The sequence below is a fragment of the Mycobacterium branderi genome, assembly GCF_010728725.1.
Lineage (GTDB): Bacteria > Actinomycetota > Actinomycetes > Mycobacteriales > Mycobacteriaceae > Mycobacterium > Mycobacterium branderi.
Genome location: NZ_AP022607.1, coordinates 760,800 through 774,837, shown reverse-complemented (window position 1 = coordinate 774,837; position 14,038 = coordinate 760,800). Strand labels below are relative to the sequence as shown.

Annotated in this window: 14 protein-coding genes; 5 read left to right on the top strand and 9 right to left on the bottom strand. The window is 67.4% G+C overall.

All coding sequences use genetic code 11. The features are described from left to right. The 3 genes from G6N47_RS28745 (at position 1) to G6N47_RS28735 (ending at position 2,968) form a co-directional block, all read left to right on the top strand. Positions 1-1,473 carry an MCE family protein gene (locus G6N47_RS28745; RefSeq protein WP_083130662.1) on the top strand — a complete coding sequence of 491 codons (1,473 nt, stop codon included), beginning with the start codon at positions 1-3 and terminating at the stop codon, positions 1,471-1,473. Beyond that, on the top strand, positions 1,437-2,180 hold the full coding sequence (locus G6N47_RS28740; RefSeq protein WP_083130661.1) for an Mce protein: 744 nt from the start codon (positions 1,437-1,439) through the stop codon (positions 2,178-2,180). Before G6N47_RS28745 ends, G6N47_RS28740 begins: the two co-directional genes overlap by 37 nt. A gap of 62 nt (positions 2,181-2,242) precedes the next feature. Then, positions 2,243-2,968: a hypothetical protein gene (locus G6N47_RS28735; protein WP_083130883.1), complete on the top strand. Its 726-nt coding sequence runs from the start codon at positions 2,243-2,245 to the stop codon at positions 2,966-2,968. 49 nt (positions 2,969-3,017) lie between these two features. Here G6N47_RS28735 and G6N47_RS28730 read toward each other — a convergent pair whose 3' ends face one another. From G6N47_RS28730 to G6N47_RS28710, 5 genes are read right to left on the bottom strand one after another with little or no spacing between them, the layout of a single operon-like run. After that, on the bottom strand, positions 3,018-3,434 hold the full coding sequence (locus G6N47_RS28730) for a hypothetical protein (RefSeq protein WP_083130660.1): 417 nt from the start codon (positions 3,432-3,434) through the stop codon (positions 3,018-3,020). 36 nt (positions 3,435-3,470) lie between these two features. Continuing rightward, positions 3,471-4,253: an SDR family oxidoreductase gene (locus G6N47_RS28725; RefSeq protein WP_083130659.1), complete on the bottom strand. Its 783-nt coding sequence runs from the start codon at positions 4,251-4,253 to the stop codon at positions 3,471-3,473. A 22-nt stretch (positions 4,254-4,275) separates the two neighbouring features. Next, entirely contained in the window at positions 4,276-5,376 is a 1,101-nt protein-coding gene (locus G6N47_RS28720; protein WP_083130658.1) for an acyl-CoA dehydrogenase family protein, read from the bottom strand. Continuing rightward, a complete protein-coding gene (locus G6N47_RS28715) occupies positions 5,373-6,512 on the bottom strand; it encodes an acyl-CoA dehydrogenase family protein (protein WP_083130657.1) in 1,140 nt (379 codons plus the stop codon). Before G6N47_RS28715 ends, G6N47_RS28720 begins: the two co-directional genes overlap by 4 nt. Before the next feature lie 7 nt (positions 6,513-6,519). Beyond that, a complete protein-coding gene (locus tag G6N47_RS28710) occupies positions 6,520-7,383 on the bottom strand; it encodes an SDR family oxidoreductase (RefSeq protein WP_083130656.1) in 864 nt (287 codons plus the stop codon). Between the two features lie 82 nt (positions 7,384-7,465). Between G6N47_RS28710 and G6N47_RS28705 the strand changes: the two genes are divergently transcribed. Continuing rightward, a complete protein-coding gene (locus tag G6N47_RS28705; protein WP_083130655.1) occupies positions 7,466-8,701 on the top strand; it encodes a Zn-ribbon domain-containing OB-fold protein in 1,236 nt (411 codons plus the stop codon). Continuing rightward, on the top strand, positions 8,698-9,858 hold the full coding sequence (locus tag G6N47_RS28700) for a thiolase C-terminal domain-containing protein (protein ID WP_083130654.1): 1,161 nt from the start codon (positions 8,698-8,700) through the stop codon (positions 9,856-9,858). The genes G6N47_RS28705 and G6N47_RS28700 overlap by 4 nt, the downstream gene beginning before the upstream one ends. A gap of 16 nt (positions 9,859-9,874) precedes the next feature. On the opposite strand, the gene G6N47_RS28695 is transcribed toward G6N47_RS28700, so the two are convergent. The 4 genes from G6N47_RS28695 to G6N47_RS28680 form a co-directional block, all read right to left on the bottom strand. Then, positions 9,875-10,612, bottom strand: a complete 738-nt coding sequence (locus tag G6N47_RS28695) for a FadR/GntR family transcriptional regulator (RefSeq protein ID WP_083130653.1) — start codon at positions 10,610-10,612, stop codon at positions 9,875-9,877. An 86-nt stretch (positions 10,613-10,698) separates the two neighbouring features. Further along, complete coding sequence (locus G6N47_RS28690) at positions 10,699-11,841, bottom strand: acyl-CoA dehydrogenase family protein (RefSeq protein ID WP_083130652.1); 1,143 nt, start codon at positions 11,839-11,841, stop codon at positions 10,699-10,701. A 20-nt stretch (positions 11,842-11,861) separates the two neighbouring features. After that, positions 11,862-12,827, bottom strand: coding sequence for an acyl-CoA dehydrogenase family protein (locus G6N47_RS28685; protein WP_083130651.1), 966 nt, complete (start codon positions 12,825-12,827; stop codon positions 11,862-11,864). Then, positions 12,827-14,023, bottom strand: a complete 1,197-nt coding sequence (locus G6N47_RS28680; protein ID WP_232080464.1) for an acyl-CoA dehydrogenase family protein — start codon at positions 14,021-14,023, stop codon at positions 12,827-12,829. The genes G6N47_RS28685 and G6N47_RS28680 overlap by 1 nt, the downstream gene beginning before the upstream one ends. Between the last annotated feature and the right edge of the window lie 15 nt (positions 14,024-14,038).

Below are 14,038 nucleotides of genomic sequence, written 5' to 3'. Positions count from 1 at the left end.
ATGCTGACCAGAGGAGCCAAGATCCAGTTGTGGGTTTTCGCGGTGATCTCCCTGCTGGCGGGCGGCATCATGTTCTTCGCCTACATGCAGGTCCCGACGGTGTTCATCGGGGTCAACCGCTACACCGTCAAAATGGAGTTGCCGCGGGCGGGCGGGCTGTACCCGAGCGGAAACGTCACCTACCGGGGCGTCACGGTCGGCCGGGTTCAGGCGGTGCGCCTGACCAATACCGGCGTCGAGGCGCAGCTTCAGCTGGACTCGGATATCCGCATCCCCGCCGATCTGGAGGCCCAGGTGCACAGCGTGTCGGCGGTGGGCGAGCAGTATGTCGACCTGACGCCGCGCAGCAGCAACGGGCCGTCGCTGAAAAACGGCGACGTGATTCCAGCGGACCGCACCTACGTTCCGCCGGACATCAATTCGCTGCTCGAGGCGACCAACCGTGGCCTGACCGCAATCCCGCGCGGCAACTTGAAAACCGTGGTGGATGAGAGCTACACCGCGGTCGGCGGGCTGGGTCCCGAACTGTCCCGGCTGGTCAAAGGGACCTCTGAACTGTCGATCGATGCCCGAAAGAACCTGGACGCGATCATCACCTTGATCGAGGAGTCAAAGCCGCTGCTGGACAGCCAAACCCAGTCATCGGACTCGGTCCAGGCGTGGGCCTCCCACCTCGCCACGGTCACCAAGCAGCTACAGACCAACGACTCTTCGCTGGCGGGCCTGCTGCGCAAGGGCGGTCCCGCCTCGGAGGAGATCCGGCAGCTCTTCGATCGGTTGAAGCCGACGCTGCCGATCTTGCTGGCCAACCTGGTCAGTATCGGCCAGGTCGGCGTCACCTATCGCGACAACCTGGAAATGCTGCTGGTGGAGCTGCCGCAGGGGGCGGCTGATCTGCAAGCGATCGTCACCGCCAACCACAACACCAAGCAGGATTACCTCGGCGCTTACCTGAGCTTCAACTTGAACATGAACTGGCCGCCGCCGTGCACCACCGGATACCTTCCGATCCAACAACAGCGGGCTGCGGCCTACGAGGATGCCCCCGAGGTCCCCAAGGGAGACCTGTACTGCCGGATACCGCAGGACTCGCCGTTGGCTGTTCGTGGCGCACGCAACTACCCCTGTGAAACCCGGCCGGGCAAGCGTGCCCCGACCGTCAAGATGTGCGAAAGCGACAAAGAGTATGTTCCGTTGAACGACGGCTTCAACTGGAAGGGTGATCCGAACGCGACGTACACCGGGCAGGGCATCCCGCAATTCCGGCCCGGAGAGGAGCCCCCGGGCTACGTCCAGCCGCCGGCTCCGCCCAGTCCACCGCCGCCGCCGATCGCGGCCCTTCAGTACGATCCGGCCACCGGCATGTACATCGGACCAGACGGGCATATGTATTCATCAGCCGACCTGGGCCGCAGTGCCGCAAAGGAGCACAAGACATGGCAGAGCATGCTGATCCCGCCGACAGGGCACTGAGCGAAACAGACCAGACGACAGCCTCACAAGGCACGACCGGAACCGACGACGGTGCAGCGCAATCACCAAAGGTGACGTCGCAGGAGACCGGTGCAGCGGCCGAGACCGCGCAGGAACCGGAGCAGGCCAAGACCGGCGGCGACGACGCCGAGGACTATGACGCAGCTGTCGACGCCGGAGCCGACCCGGACTCCGACGACAAGGCCGCGTCCACCAAGCGCCCGATGTCGCCGGTGCGGCAGGCGACAGCACTGGGGTTGCTGATGGTTGTCGCATTGGCGGGGCTGCTCGGCTGGCTGGGGTACCGGATGTATCAGACACATCAGGCCCGTCAGGAGCGCGAGCTGCTGATCCAGGTCGGACGTCAGGGCGCGCTGAACCTGACGACGATCGACTGGGAGCACGCCGACACCGATATACAGCGCATCCTGGATTCGGCGACCGGCACGTTCTACGACGACTTCTCCAAGCGGTCACGACCCTTCATCGACGTGGTCAAAAAGGCGCAGTCGAAGTCGGAGGGAACGATTGTTGAGGCGGGCCTGGAGTCGCACTCCGGTGACGAAGCTCAAGTGCTGGTCGCTGTCTCGGTCAAGACATCCAACCTTGGCGCGCCCGACGCGGAGCCGCGCCATTGGCGAATGCGAATCGCGGTGCAAAAGGTCGGTGACGACGCGAAGGTCTCCAACGTCGCGTTTGTGCCATGACGAAGCCGTGGTCGGGCAAGCTCCGACAACTGAGCCGACGAACCAGAAAAGGAAACAGCGCCGTGCGGGTTGACACCGACGCCACGACCGAGCAGGACGCCAGCAAGGTCTCCGAGGAGACGACCGAGCAGGTCGCAGACGCGGCCGATGAGCCCGACGACGCCGCCGGCGCCGATGCCGCTTGCGGCTCCGGGGACGAGCCGGATGTCGCATCCTCCGAGGACGCCGAACCCGACAGCGCCGAATCCGAGGGCGCCGAAGACGCCGCCCCTGCCGCGCCGAAGCGGCGAATCAAGTGGCCGCAGATCAAGTGGTCACACGTGTCGGCTTTCGGGGTGCTGCCCATCCTGGCGTTGTTGCTCGGCGCGGGCGCGGCCTTTGTGAAGTGGCAGGACTCGTGGGCCCGGCTGTCGGAAACGGCCAGCATCGAATCCGTTACGGCGGCCAAGGAATCCACCGTTGCGTTGCTGTCGTATCAGCCCGACTCGGTGGAGAAGGACCTGGGGGCCGCCCGCGACCGGCTGACCGGCTCGTTCAAGGACTCCTACACCCAGCTGACTCACGACATCGTGATCCCCGGCGCAAAGAAAGACCACATCGCGGCGGTCGCCACCGTTCCCGCCGCCGCCTCGGTATCGGCGACCCCGCGCCACGCGGTCGTCCTGTTGTTCGTCGACCAGCGGGTGACCGTCGGCACCGACGCGCCCACTGACAGCGCCTCCAGCGTGCGGGTGACGTTGGACAAAAGCGGTGACCGCTGGTTCATCTCCGGGTTCGACCCCGTCTAAGGGAGCGTCGAATACCGCTGTGGTCCAAGCAGCTACCGTTGCCGCGGTGTTACAGCGTGTACTGTGACGGGCCGAAACTCTGGCACAGCGTGTACGGGGGCTGGTAGATGCTGGCGCACCCCAGGGCCCGCACGATGTAGGTCGCGCCGGGCTGGTAGGGATAGCGCACCCGCGCCTCGTCCGGGCCGTTCTTGGACGCGCATTCGCCCTGCGAACTCTCGCCTGCCACGGACAGGCAGACCACCGACGAATTCGGTGAGGCCTCCATCGTGCACGGTCCTGGGTGCAATGTGGCCAACACCAGGTTCAGGCCGGATACCTGCACGACTTTCGGCGGTGTGAGTACGAACGAGCACTGTCCGGCCGAGTCGCCACCCGACGGTGAGGCGTGCGCCACCCCGGCAGAGAAACCGGCGATGCAGGCGATCGCCACGAGCATCCGCAATGCCGCCAGATAGCGAATCATTTTAAGATTATACGTTAGCTGTGGGTTTGCGGTCTGCTATTTCGGCTGGAATCGCTGCGCACCGTCGAGACGGAGAACTTCGCCGTTGACGTAGCGGTTCGACAGCAAAAACGCTGCGGCGTCGGCGAATTCGCTGGGCGCGCCGAGGCGTTTGGGGAACGGCACGGTCGCGGCGAACCGTGCGAGCGCCTGCTCGCCGACCGATTCCATGATCGGCGTCTTCATGGTGCCGGGCGCGATGGTGTTGACCCTGATACCGGCCGCGGCGAGGTCGCGTGCGATCGCCAGGGTCAGCCCGATGACGCCCGCCTTGGCCGCCGCGTACGCGCTTTGCCCGATCTGGCCCTCGTAGCCGGCGATCGACGCGGTCATCACCAGCGCACCGCGTTCATCGTCGGCGCGGGGTGCGGCGCCGGCGATCGATGCCGCAACCAGACGGGCGACGTTGTAGGTGCCGGACAGATACAGCTCGATCGTCTTGGTGAACACGCCGAAATCGGCGGGTGTGCCGTCGCGGCCGACGATGCGTTCCGGTGGGCCGCCGTAGCCGCCGTGCGCGGTGACCGCATAGCGCAGCGCGCCAAGCGTATTCGCCGCTTCGATCGCCTCGCGGACGCTGTCCTCGTCGGTCACATCGGTGGGGACGAACAACGCGTTGTCACCGAGTTCGTCGGCCAGGGCCTTGCCTTTGTTCTCGGCGAGATCGGCGATCACCACCGCGAGCCCGTCGGCGTGCAGACGCCGCACGGTTGCCTCGCCCAGCCCGCCCGCGCCGCCGCTGACGATCGCCGACGCGCCCTTGAATGCGGCAACTGTCACTGTTTCTCCTTCGGGTCGTGGGTTATCTCCAGCCGGCCAAGTCGTTCCCGATGACGACGTCCCAGGGGTTTTCGGCGCTCAACGCGATCTCACCGAGGCGGCGGGCGTGGTGGGCGGTGCTGCCGTACTCGGTGATCCAGCTCTGCGCAGCCGTGGTGGCCAGCCACAGCCGGTGCTCGATGGTCACCCCGATCGCGCCGTGCAGCTGGTGGGCGATGGTGGTGACCGGGTCGACGACGCGGCCGGCCACCACCTTGGCAACCGTTACCGCGTAGTCGCTCTGGGCGGTGCCAAAGCCATGATCACAGGCGGCGGCTACCGCTAATGTGACTGCGGCGCGGGCTCTTTCGATCTCGCCGGCCATGGCGGCCAGTGCATGCTGGACCGACTGAAATTTGCTGAGCGGCCGGCCGAACTGCACGCGTTCGCTGGTGTGCTCCACCGAGAGCTCGGCGGTGGCATCGAGCGCGCCGATGATCTGCACGCAGCGGGCCCAGGCCGCGCGACGCACAAGTTCGTCGTACACCGCGGTGTCGAGGCGGCAGAACCGCTCGGCGGGCAGCGCGAAGCCGACCCGGTCGCGCGGCTCGCCGGCCAGGTTGTGCCCCGCGGAGATCTCGAGCTCGGCGGGGGCGACCGAGGCAACATGGAGAGCATCAGAGGTGTTGGCGGCCAAGACGATTGCCGCGGCCGTCCGCGTCCACGGCACCTCGTGCGCGGTGCCGCAGATCCGGCCGTCGGCTACCTCGGCGTCGCACAGAGCCACGGTGAGCGGCCCGCTGAGGGGCAACTGCAGCTCTGCCGTCGTGGCCAACCACGCTGCCAGCAGGTCGGTTTCGGCGATCGGGACCGCGCCGGCGTGGCGGGCCAGGCCGCGCAGCACGATCGCCAGCTCAGCCGGTCCCGCGTCCACGTCAGGTGTGCTGGTAAGGCGGGCCAGCCCGGTCTGTTCGAGGTCGCACCACAGTGCGTCGTCGAACCGCCGCGGCCGGTCGTGCCGGCCGGGCCGGGCATCCAACGATCGCCGGCCGATGTCGTCGACCAGCCGGCGCAGCTCGGTGTTCTCGTCCCCGGCGCCGGTGCTTTGGAAGACCCCGCCGGCCAATGCGGTGGGCGCGTTCATCGCAGCCCCATGCCGCGGGCCACCACGCCGCGCAACACCTCGTTGGTGCCGCCGCGCAAGGTGAACAGCGGCCTGTGCAGTCGCGCTGCCTCGAGCATCGCGCGCAGGTCCGGCGCCAGGGTTGCGTCGGCCAGCAAGTCGGCCACCAGCTCCACCGACTCCTGCTCGAACCGGGTGCCGAGGTCCTTGACCAGCGCCGCCTGGTTAGCCGCCGATCCTCCCGCGGCGAGAATGCGGGCCACCGACACCGACAGCTGGCGCAACGAGATCAGCCGGGCCAGCAGCTCACCCACCGCTGGGGCGGCGCTGTCGCCGGCGTTCGCCACGGCGCCGATCGCGGCGGTGATCAGCGGCGTGGTGGTCAGGATGCGCTCCGGGCCGCTGCGTTCGAAGGACAGTTCGGCGGTCACCTGCTGCCAGCCGTGGCCGATCCTTCCCAGCACGTCGTCGTCGGCGACGAAGACATCGTCGAAAACCACCTCGTTGAAGTGGTGCTCGCCGGACATCAGCGCGATCTGGCCGATGGTGATCCCGGGCGCGTCGGCGGGTATCAAAAACTGGCTGAAACCGGCGTGGCGGCGTTCGGGGTCGACCGGGCTGGTGCGGGCCAGCACCACGATCAGGTGTGCGCGGTGCGCACCGCTGGTCCATACCTTGGTGCCGTTGACTGTCCAGCCGCCGTCGGCGCGGGTGGCTTTGGTGGTGACTGCGGCAAGGTCCGACCCGGCGCCGTACTCGCTCATCCCGATCGCCGAGTAGAAGCGTCCGGCGGCGATGCGGGGGAGCAGGCGCTGGCGCTGCTCCTCGCTGCCGTAGCCGAGCAGGCCGGGCGCCAGCTGGCGATCGGCGACCCAGTGCGCGGCCACCGGTGCGCCGTGGGCCAGCAGTTCCTCGGTGACCACATAGCGGTGCAGATGACCCAACCCGTGGCCCCCGTAGTGCACCGGGATGGTCAGGCCGAGGAATCCGGCGTCGCCGAGGCGTGCGCTGAATTGCTCGTCCCAGCACGACAGCCAGGAATCCACCGCGGGGGCCCAGCCGAATTCCCGTTGGTCTGCGGCCAAGAACTCGCGGATCGATGCCCGCAGCTTGGCCAGCTCGGGCTCGTTGGCGCACAACAGGTCAAAGGAACTCATCGCCGGCTCACAGGGCCGGCAACGGCGTTGTCGGCAGATAGAAATCGGGGCTCAAATCCTGCTCGCGCGTGGCGAATCGATACGCCGAGAAGTCGTCGACGCCTTCCTCGCGCAGCACCTGTTCATCGGTGAAGAAGTTCCCGGTGCATTCCGCGGCGGTTCGCGTCACGATCGCGTGTGCGGCGTCGGCCATGATTTGTGGGCTGCGGCCCTGCGCGCGCGCGGCGTTTTCACCCAGCACCGCCATCATCCCGGTGCTGGCCACGGTAGTGGCTGGCCAGAGCGAGTTGGCGGCGATCGGGATGGACCGGAATTCGGCGGCCCACCCCAGGGTCAGCAGGCTTTCGGCGTATTTGCCGACCGTATGACCCAGATGTGCTGCCGCCCAGGCGGGTTCGAGGTTGATCGGTGGTGAGATGGTCAGGATATGCGGGTTGGGTGAGAGTCGCAGGTGCGGGTATGCGGCTTGGACCAACGCGAACGGACCGCGCACATTGATCGCGAACAACCGGTCGAGCACCTTCACGGGCAGCTCGGGGGTGCGGCGCAGATCCAGCGCTCCGGCATTGTTGATGACGACATCGATGCACCCGAATCGCTCGATCACCACCTCGACCGCAGCGGCCACCGATTCGGCGTCCCGAATGTCGCATCGCAGCGGCAGAGCGTCTCCGCCCGCGGCCAGCACCGCCTCGGCGGTCTGCGCCAACGACCCTTCGATGCGGGGATGGGCGGTGTCGGTCTTGGCGATCAGTGCCAGGCGGGCGCCATCCTGCGCCGCGCGAAGCGCGATCGCGCGCCCGATGCCCCGGCTTGCGCCGGTGACCAGCACCACGCGGCCCTCGAGGCTGCGCTGCGCGCGAGCGGACAAGACCGGTTCCCTTCTCTCCCCAGTGGCAGACAATGCTATAACTATATAGCGTATTGATTACCAGAGAGCGCTGGAGACCCGGATGACCGACATCGTGGCGATCGGCACCTACCTGCCGCCGTGGGAGCAGGGCGGCAGGCGGGTGAAGGGGCCCGACGAGGACGCGCTGACCATGGCGGTCGCCGCCGGTCGCGCGGCCGATCCCGGGGCAACGGCCAGCGCAGTGGTGATGGTGTCGCGCAACTTCCCGCTGCTGGAGGGCGGCAACGCGGCGGTGCTGTTGGCGGGGTTGTCGTTGCCGGCGGACGTGCCGGTGTCCGAAGTGCTCGGCGGCGCGCCCGCCGTGCTCGACCAGATCCTCGCGGGCGCCGAAGGCACCCTGGTCATCGCGGCCGACGACTCCGACAGCGCGGCCGGTGGCGCGGCGGTGCTGATCGGCGCGGGCGGCGGCGCGAAGCTGTCGCCGGCCGCCCGCCAGAGCCGCAGCCTGCCCACGGTGACCCGCCACGACGACGGGTCGCGGCAACGCTACGTCGATCCCCGGCTGCAGCGAGAAGTGGGACTCAAATCGACGCTCAAGCGCCTGGGGCTGACCGGGACCCCGGTGGTCGCCGCGGTCGCCGGGGTCAAGCGCAGCCAGATGGGCAACGACTTTGACGTCACCGACACCGCCGACGACCCCGCGGTGTCGGCCACGGCGGTGATCCGGCTGATCGCCGCGGCGATCGAAAACGGCCGGGCGGGGCTGGTATTGGCGATCGAGCAATCCAGCATCAGTGTCGCCGAACTGAGCACCGGCGGCCATCGTCCCGGCGTCACCCGCGACGAGGCGGCGCCGACCGAGCTGCCCAAGCTGCAAGTCAGCGAGGGCGTCGGCATCCCCATCTCGCTGCCTGCCTACGCGCGTGCGTTCGAGCCGAAACTGCGTTGGGAGGCGGCGGTTTTCGATGAGCGCCCGGGCATCGATACGGCGCCGCTGTTCCCGCCGCGCGCCCGGGTCGACTCCGGCGGCGCGTTGGCCGATCAGTACCGGCTGGCGCCTCTGCCGCGCACCGGCACCGTCTACACCCACACGACCGTCCGGATCCCCGTGCCCGATCTGCCCAGCCCGTATTCGCTTGCGCTGGTTCAGCTCGACGACAGTCCGGTGCGGGCCCTGCTGAAGGTGACGGGCGTGCCGCCCGGCACGACGGCCGTCGGTCAGGCCGGCACCGTGGTGCTGCGACGGATCGCCATTCGCTCGGGGATTCCTGACTACGGGTACATGTTCTGGCCCGGGAAGCCGGCTGCCGCCCAACCCGAAGGAGCGCCGGCATGAGGAACGTCGCGATCGTCGGCGCGGGAATGACGCCTTTCGCCGAGCATTTCGAGCTCGGTATCAAAGACCTGGTCCCGATGGCCTATGCCGAGTGTGTGGCACACGTGGACAAGGGCATCGACAAGTCCGAGATCCAGGCCGCCTGGTTCGGCGAGCTCTCCACGACCGACGGCTTTCCGTCCGGCATCCTGGCCGACACGCTCGATCTCACCGGCATTCCGGTCAGCCGGGTCGAAAATGCTTGCGCGACAGGCAATGACGCGATTCGCCATGGTGTGCTGGCCATCGCCTCGGGTCTCTACGATGTGGTGCTGGTGGTCGGCGCCGACAAGGTGCGCGAAACCGCGTCGAATACCACGTTTTGGGAGTGGGCGGCCATGACCCGCGACAATGCGTGGGATTATCCGCTCGGCCTGGTGGCGCCCGCCAATTTCGCGCTGCATGTCACCCGCTATCTGCATGAGTCGCCGGCCACCAAGGAGCACCTGGCGATGGTGGCGGTCAAAAACCACTTCCACGCGCTGAACAACCCGAAAGCCCAGCTGCGCTACGAGATCACGGTCGAGCAGGCGCTCAGTGCGCCGATGGTGGTCGACCCGTTCGGGCTGTATGACTGCACGCCGCAAAGCGACGGCGCCGCGGCGGTGATCCTGGCGGCAGCAGACGTCGTGGATCGCTACACCGACCGCCCGGTGTGGGTGCGCGGCATCGGGCTCGGCGTCGACCGGGTGATGCACCAGCACAAAACGGACATGACCACGTTTCCTCCCACCGTTCGGGCCGCCAAGGCTGCGATGGCGATGGCCGGGGTGACGCCCGGCGATATCGATGTCGCCGAGGTGCACGACTGCTTCACCGGTGTCGAGTTGATCAGCTACGAAGACCTCGGTTTCGCCAGCCGTTTCGAGGCGTACAAGCTCATCGAGGCCGGCGAAACCTATGTGGGCGGTTCGATGCCGGTCAACCCGAGTGGCGGATTGAAGGCCAAGGGACACCCGCCGGGGGCCACCGGTGTCGCGCAGTGCTATGAGCTGTTCAACCAGCTGCGCGGCGAGTCCGAAAACCAGGTCGATGGCGCGCGAGTCGCGTTGGCGCACAACATCGGCGGGCCCACCGCGGTGTCTGCGGTGACGATCCTTTCCACCGGGAAGGACTAACCGGGCCGGGTCGCTGTCATTCCAGGAGGTCGACGACCGTGGACAGCTCGGCACCGGAAAGCACGTATTCCTCAGCCTTTTGCAGGTGACGGCTCCACAATGCGGCGGCCTTGTCGGCATCGCCGGCCTTGATCAGATCGACCAGCATCTGGTGTGTCTTGTGGGCGCGCCGGCCCGCCTGCTCACCGCGCTGATCGCTCGCCGGCTGCAGTGAACGGTTGGCCTTCTCGATGATGTGGTAGAGCATCGAGCTGATGATCTCCAGCGTCTTGTTGCCCGCTAGCCGGGTGATCGCGGCATGGAATTCGGTCCGGATGTCGACTCCCTCGCTGCCGGCCAATTCGGCCTCTTGAGCGAGGATTTTCTCCAGTTCGGCGATGGCCTTGGCGGGTCGCTGCTTGGCCAGCTGCACCACCATCGGGGTCTCCAGCGCGGCGCGCGCATCATAGACATCCTTGAGGGTCACGGCCTCGAATTCCAGGATCAGCCCGGCGTAGCGGGCCAGTGTTTCCCGCTTCGGGCGACTGACCCGTGCACCGCCGCGAACGCCGCGCTGAACTTCGATCAGCGACTCGGATTCGAGCACCCGGAACGCCTCGCGCAGCGTCGGCCGCGACACCCCGAACCGCTCGATCAGTTCGGATTCCGGCGGCAGCATTGTGCCTTCGGCGATTTCGCCTCGGATGAACATCCGGCGCAACTGTGCGGCCACCCGGTCGGCCATCTTCGGCTCCCGGAGATTGACGACCTCCATGCTGCCCCTTTCCTCGGCGCCGCCTAAACAACTAACTAGTTGACAGGTTAGCCGATGGTGGGGCTCAGTCCGGAAATCGGCGAAAGCTAATAGCCCATTGAGCGGCCCATCAAATCCTTCATGATCTCGGTGGTTCCGCCGTAAAGCCGCTGCACGCGTGAATCTCGCCACAGTCGCGCGACCTCGTACTCATTGATGTAGCCGTAGCCGCCGTGCAGCTGCAGGCAGCGGTCGACGATCTCCCACTGCACTTCGCTGGTCCACCACTTCAGTCCGGCGGCGTCCTCGTCGCTGAGCTCACCGTCGTTGGCTGCCAGTACACACTGGTCCAGGTAGGTTTGCGCGGCGTCGAGCTTGGTCTGCATCTCAGCGATGAAATGGCGGTTGACCTGGAATTTGCCGATGGGTTGGCCGAACGCGGTGCGTTCGGATGCGTAGGTCTTGGTCAGCTCCAATGCCCGGCGCGCCATCGGCAGCGCGTAACAGGCGATGCCGAGGCGTTCGGTCGCCAGATGCGAAACCAGGTGATAGAAGCCGCGATTGAGTTCTCCGACCAGGTTTTCCTTGGGCACCCGCACGTTGTCGAAGAACAGCTCGGCGGTGTCGGCGGAGTGCTGGCCGATCTTGTCGAGCTTGCGGCCGCGGCTAAAGCCCGCCATACCGTCCTCGATCATCAGCAGGCTGATGCCCTTGCGGCCGGCGGCCGGATCGGTCTTGACCGCGGCGAGCACCAGCGTGGACAGCAGCCCGTTGCTGATGAACGTCTTCTGGCCGTTGACCACCCAGTGATCCCCCTCGTCGCGGGCGGTGGTCTTGATGCCGGCCAGATCCGACCCGGCGGCCGGCTCCGACATCGCGATCGACCCGATGAACTCACCGGAGATGAACTTGGGCAGCCAGCGATCCTTTTGCTCGTCGGTGGTGAGGTCGACGAGGTAGGGCACCAGGATGTCGTTGGCCACGCCAAGGCCGATGCCGACCGCGCCGCTGCCGAAAAACTCCTCGGAGACAATCTGGTTGAAGCGGTAGTCGGTGATGCCCAGCCCGCCGTACTTCTCGGGCAGCGCCCAGCCGATCAGGCCGTGCTCGCCGGCGGCGCGCCAGGCCTGGCGGCTGACCTTGCCGTCACGCTCCCACTGTTCGGCGTGGGGCGCGCATTCGCGTTCGAAGAACGCCCGCGCGGTCTTGCGGAAATCGTCGTGAACCTGTTCAAAGATGTTGCGGCGCAAGGGCTACCTCCGGTCTCTGGTCAGCCGCAGACCACGATCGGCGGCAGCGGCCCGCCGGTGGTGCTGAAGAGTTGTTCGGCGAGGTTCATTTCCAGTTGGTGGTAGGAGCCGTAGAGCAAGTCGACCTGGAAACCGCGGCTTACGTAGCGGTGCAGGTCGTGTTCGGCCGTGAGACCGATCGCGCCGAATACCTGTAGCGCGGTGTTCGACACCGTGCGGTGTGCGCGACCGGCGGCCGCCTTGGCGGCCAGCGCCGACAGTTGTCCGCCGTACTGCCAGGACTGGTCCATCAACGAGCGCGCGCCTTCCACGGCGGCGCAGGCTTCGGCCAGCGCGTGGCGCGGTGATTGGAAAGAGCCGATCGGCACACCGAACTGGGCGCGCGCCTTGGCGTGCTCGACCGCCAGGTGCAGGATCTGCTCGCTGATCGCGATCAACTCGGTGCCCAGCGCGCGGTGTGCGGCGGCGAGCGCGTGGTGCCACGCTTCGGAGGCCTCCACCAGCTCGGCGGGCAGCGGCCCGCGCACGCGGGTCCAGTGCACGCCGGGGTCGAAGGTGTCCACGCGCTCGGCGTGCAGGTTTTCGGCGTCGAGCACACCGATCCACACGCTCGGCCCGGGTCGGCGCACCGGCACCACCACGCGGGCCGGCAGCGGCCCCAGTACCACACCGCTGACCTGCTCGCCGTCCGAGGCCGGCGCGGGGCCGTCAGCGCCGGTCGCCATCACGATCGCGTCGGCCGGTTCGGCAAGCGAGCCGGCAAGCTCGGCCAGCATGACGCGGTCGAGGCAGTCCGTCTGGGCCAGCGAGCGGCCCTGGGCCCGGAACAACAGCTCACAGGCTTCAACGGGGTACTCGGCTTCGATGTCGGAAAAGCCCAGCTCGGCCAGTCGGGGGCCGATGACGGTGTGCTTTCCGGCGATCTCGTCGAACAGGCGGAACACGGCCTGCTCGATCATCGGCCAGGATTCGTCGGTCGGTGTCATCAGGCCCGCACCTCCCTGGGCAGCCCCAGAATGTGGTCGGCGACGATTCCGCGCTGGATCTCGACGGTGCCGCCCATGATCGTCGCGGCGCGCGAATACCACCATTCCGCCCGGGTGGTGTCCAATTCGGCTGCGCCCTCGCCGTTTTCGCCGATCAGCAGCCAGTGCCGCTGCAAGTCGAAGATCAGGTCGCTGACATCCTTTTCGGCCCGGCTGAACAACAGTTTGTCGATGCTGCTGTCGGGCCCGACGACCTCACCGTTGGCCAGTTTGCGCACCGTGGTGGCCGAGCGGGCCTGCGCTGCCAGCACTTCGATATAGGTGCGGGCAAATCGCTCACAGTCCGCGGCCGGGGCGCCGTTGCGCGCGATGGTCTGGTGCAGCCGGCCGAGCTGGCCGAGCAGCTTGGTGGCCACCCCGTAGCCGTACATGCCGCGCTCGTATTGCATCAGGAACATCGTGACCGCCCAGCCGCCGTCGACGTCCCCGACAACCCGCTCGCGGGGAACCCGCGCGTCGTCGAAGAACACCTCGGCCAGCTCGCGCCGGCCACTGGCCAACGGGATCGGCCGGATCGTCACACCGGGTGTGTCGACGTCGACGAGAAACATCGTCAGGCCCCGGTGACGGCTTTCCGGCGCGCCCGTGCGCGCCAAGACCAGCAGCCGGGTGGCCGTCGGGCCCTGGCTGGACCAGATCTTTTGGCCGTTGATGACGAAGCCGCCGGCGCCGTCGTCGCTCGCCCGGGTGCGCAGTGCGGCGAGGTCGCTGCCCGCCTCGGGCTCGGAGAAGCCCTGCGCCCACCATTCGGCGCCGCACAGATAGCGCGGCAGGTACTTGTCGGCCAGGGTCGGCGCGAACTTCAGCAGCGCCGGACCCAGCACCTCCAGGCTCCAGTGCTGCGCGGGAACCGGCAGCATCGCATGCGCCAGCTCCTCGAAGTAGACCGCGCGGTGAAGCTCGGTGCCGCCCAGCCCGCCGGCGCGCTGCGGCCAGCCGTAGCGATTCCAGCCGGCCTCATGCAACCTCGACAACACCGTCGCATCGAACGCGATCGACTCCTCGGCGCTGTCAAACGCGGCTGAGCGCCATCCGCGCACCCAGTCCTGATCGGCCAGGTAGCGCCGCAAGTCCTCTCGATACAGCGCCAGCTGCGACACATAGTCGGGCTGGTGTATGCCCGGCGCGCCGTTCACAGATCCTCCAAACAG

What these genes read in the sequence shown, in the direction of transcription:
- G6N47_RS28685 (WP_083130651.1), bottom strand. Translation starts at nt 12,827, where the DNA reads ATGACACCGACCGACGAATCCTGGCCGATGATCGAGCAGGCCGTGTTC.
- G6N47_RS28730 (WP_083130660.1), bottom strand. Translation starts at nt 3,434, where the DNA reads ATGATTCGCTATCTGGCGGCATTGCGGATGCTCGTGGCGATCGCCTGC.
- G6N47_RS28695 (WP_083130653.1), bottom strand. Translation starts at nt 10,612, where the DNA reads ATGGAGGTCGTCAATCTCCGGGAGCCGAAGATGGCCGACCGGGTGGCC.
- G6N47_RS28705 (WP_083130655.1), top strand. Translation starts at nt 7,466, where the DNA reads ATGACCGACATCGTGGCGATCGGCACCTACCTGCCGCCGTGGGAGCAG.
- G6N47_RS28740 (WP_083130661.1), top strand. Translation starts at nt 1,437, where the DNA reads ATGGCAGAGCATGCTGATCCCGCCGACAGGGCACTGAGCGAAACAGAC.
- G6N47_RS28715 (WP_083130657.1), bottom strand. Translation starts at nt 6,512, where the DNA reads ATGAGTTCCTTTGACCTGTTGTGCGCCAACGAGCCCGAGCTGGCCAAG.
- G6N47_RS28700 (WP_083130654.1), top strand. Translation starts at nt 8,698, where the DNA reads ATGAGGAACGTCGCGATCGTCGGCGCGGGAATGACGCCTTTCGCCGAG.
- G6N47_RS28720 (WP_083130658.1), bottom strand. Translation starts at nt 5,376, where the DNA reads ATGAACGCGCCCACCGCATTGGCCGGCGGGGTCTTCCAAAGCACCGGC.
- G6N47_RS28745 (WP_083130662.1), top strand. Translation starts at nt 1, where the DNA reads ATGCTGACCAGAGGAGCCAAGATCCAGTTGTGGGTTTTCGCGGTGATC.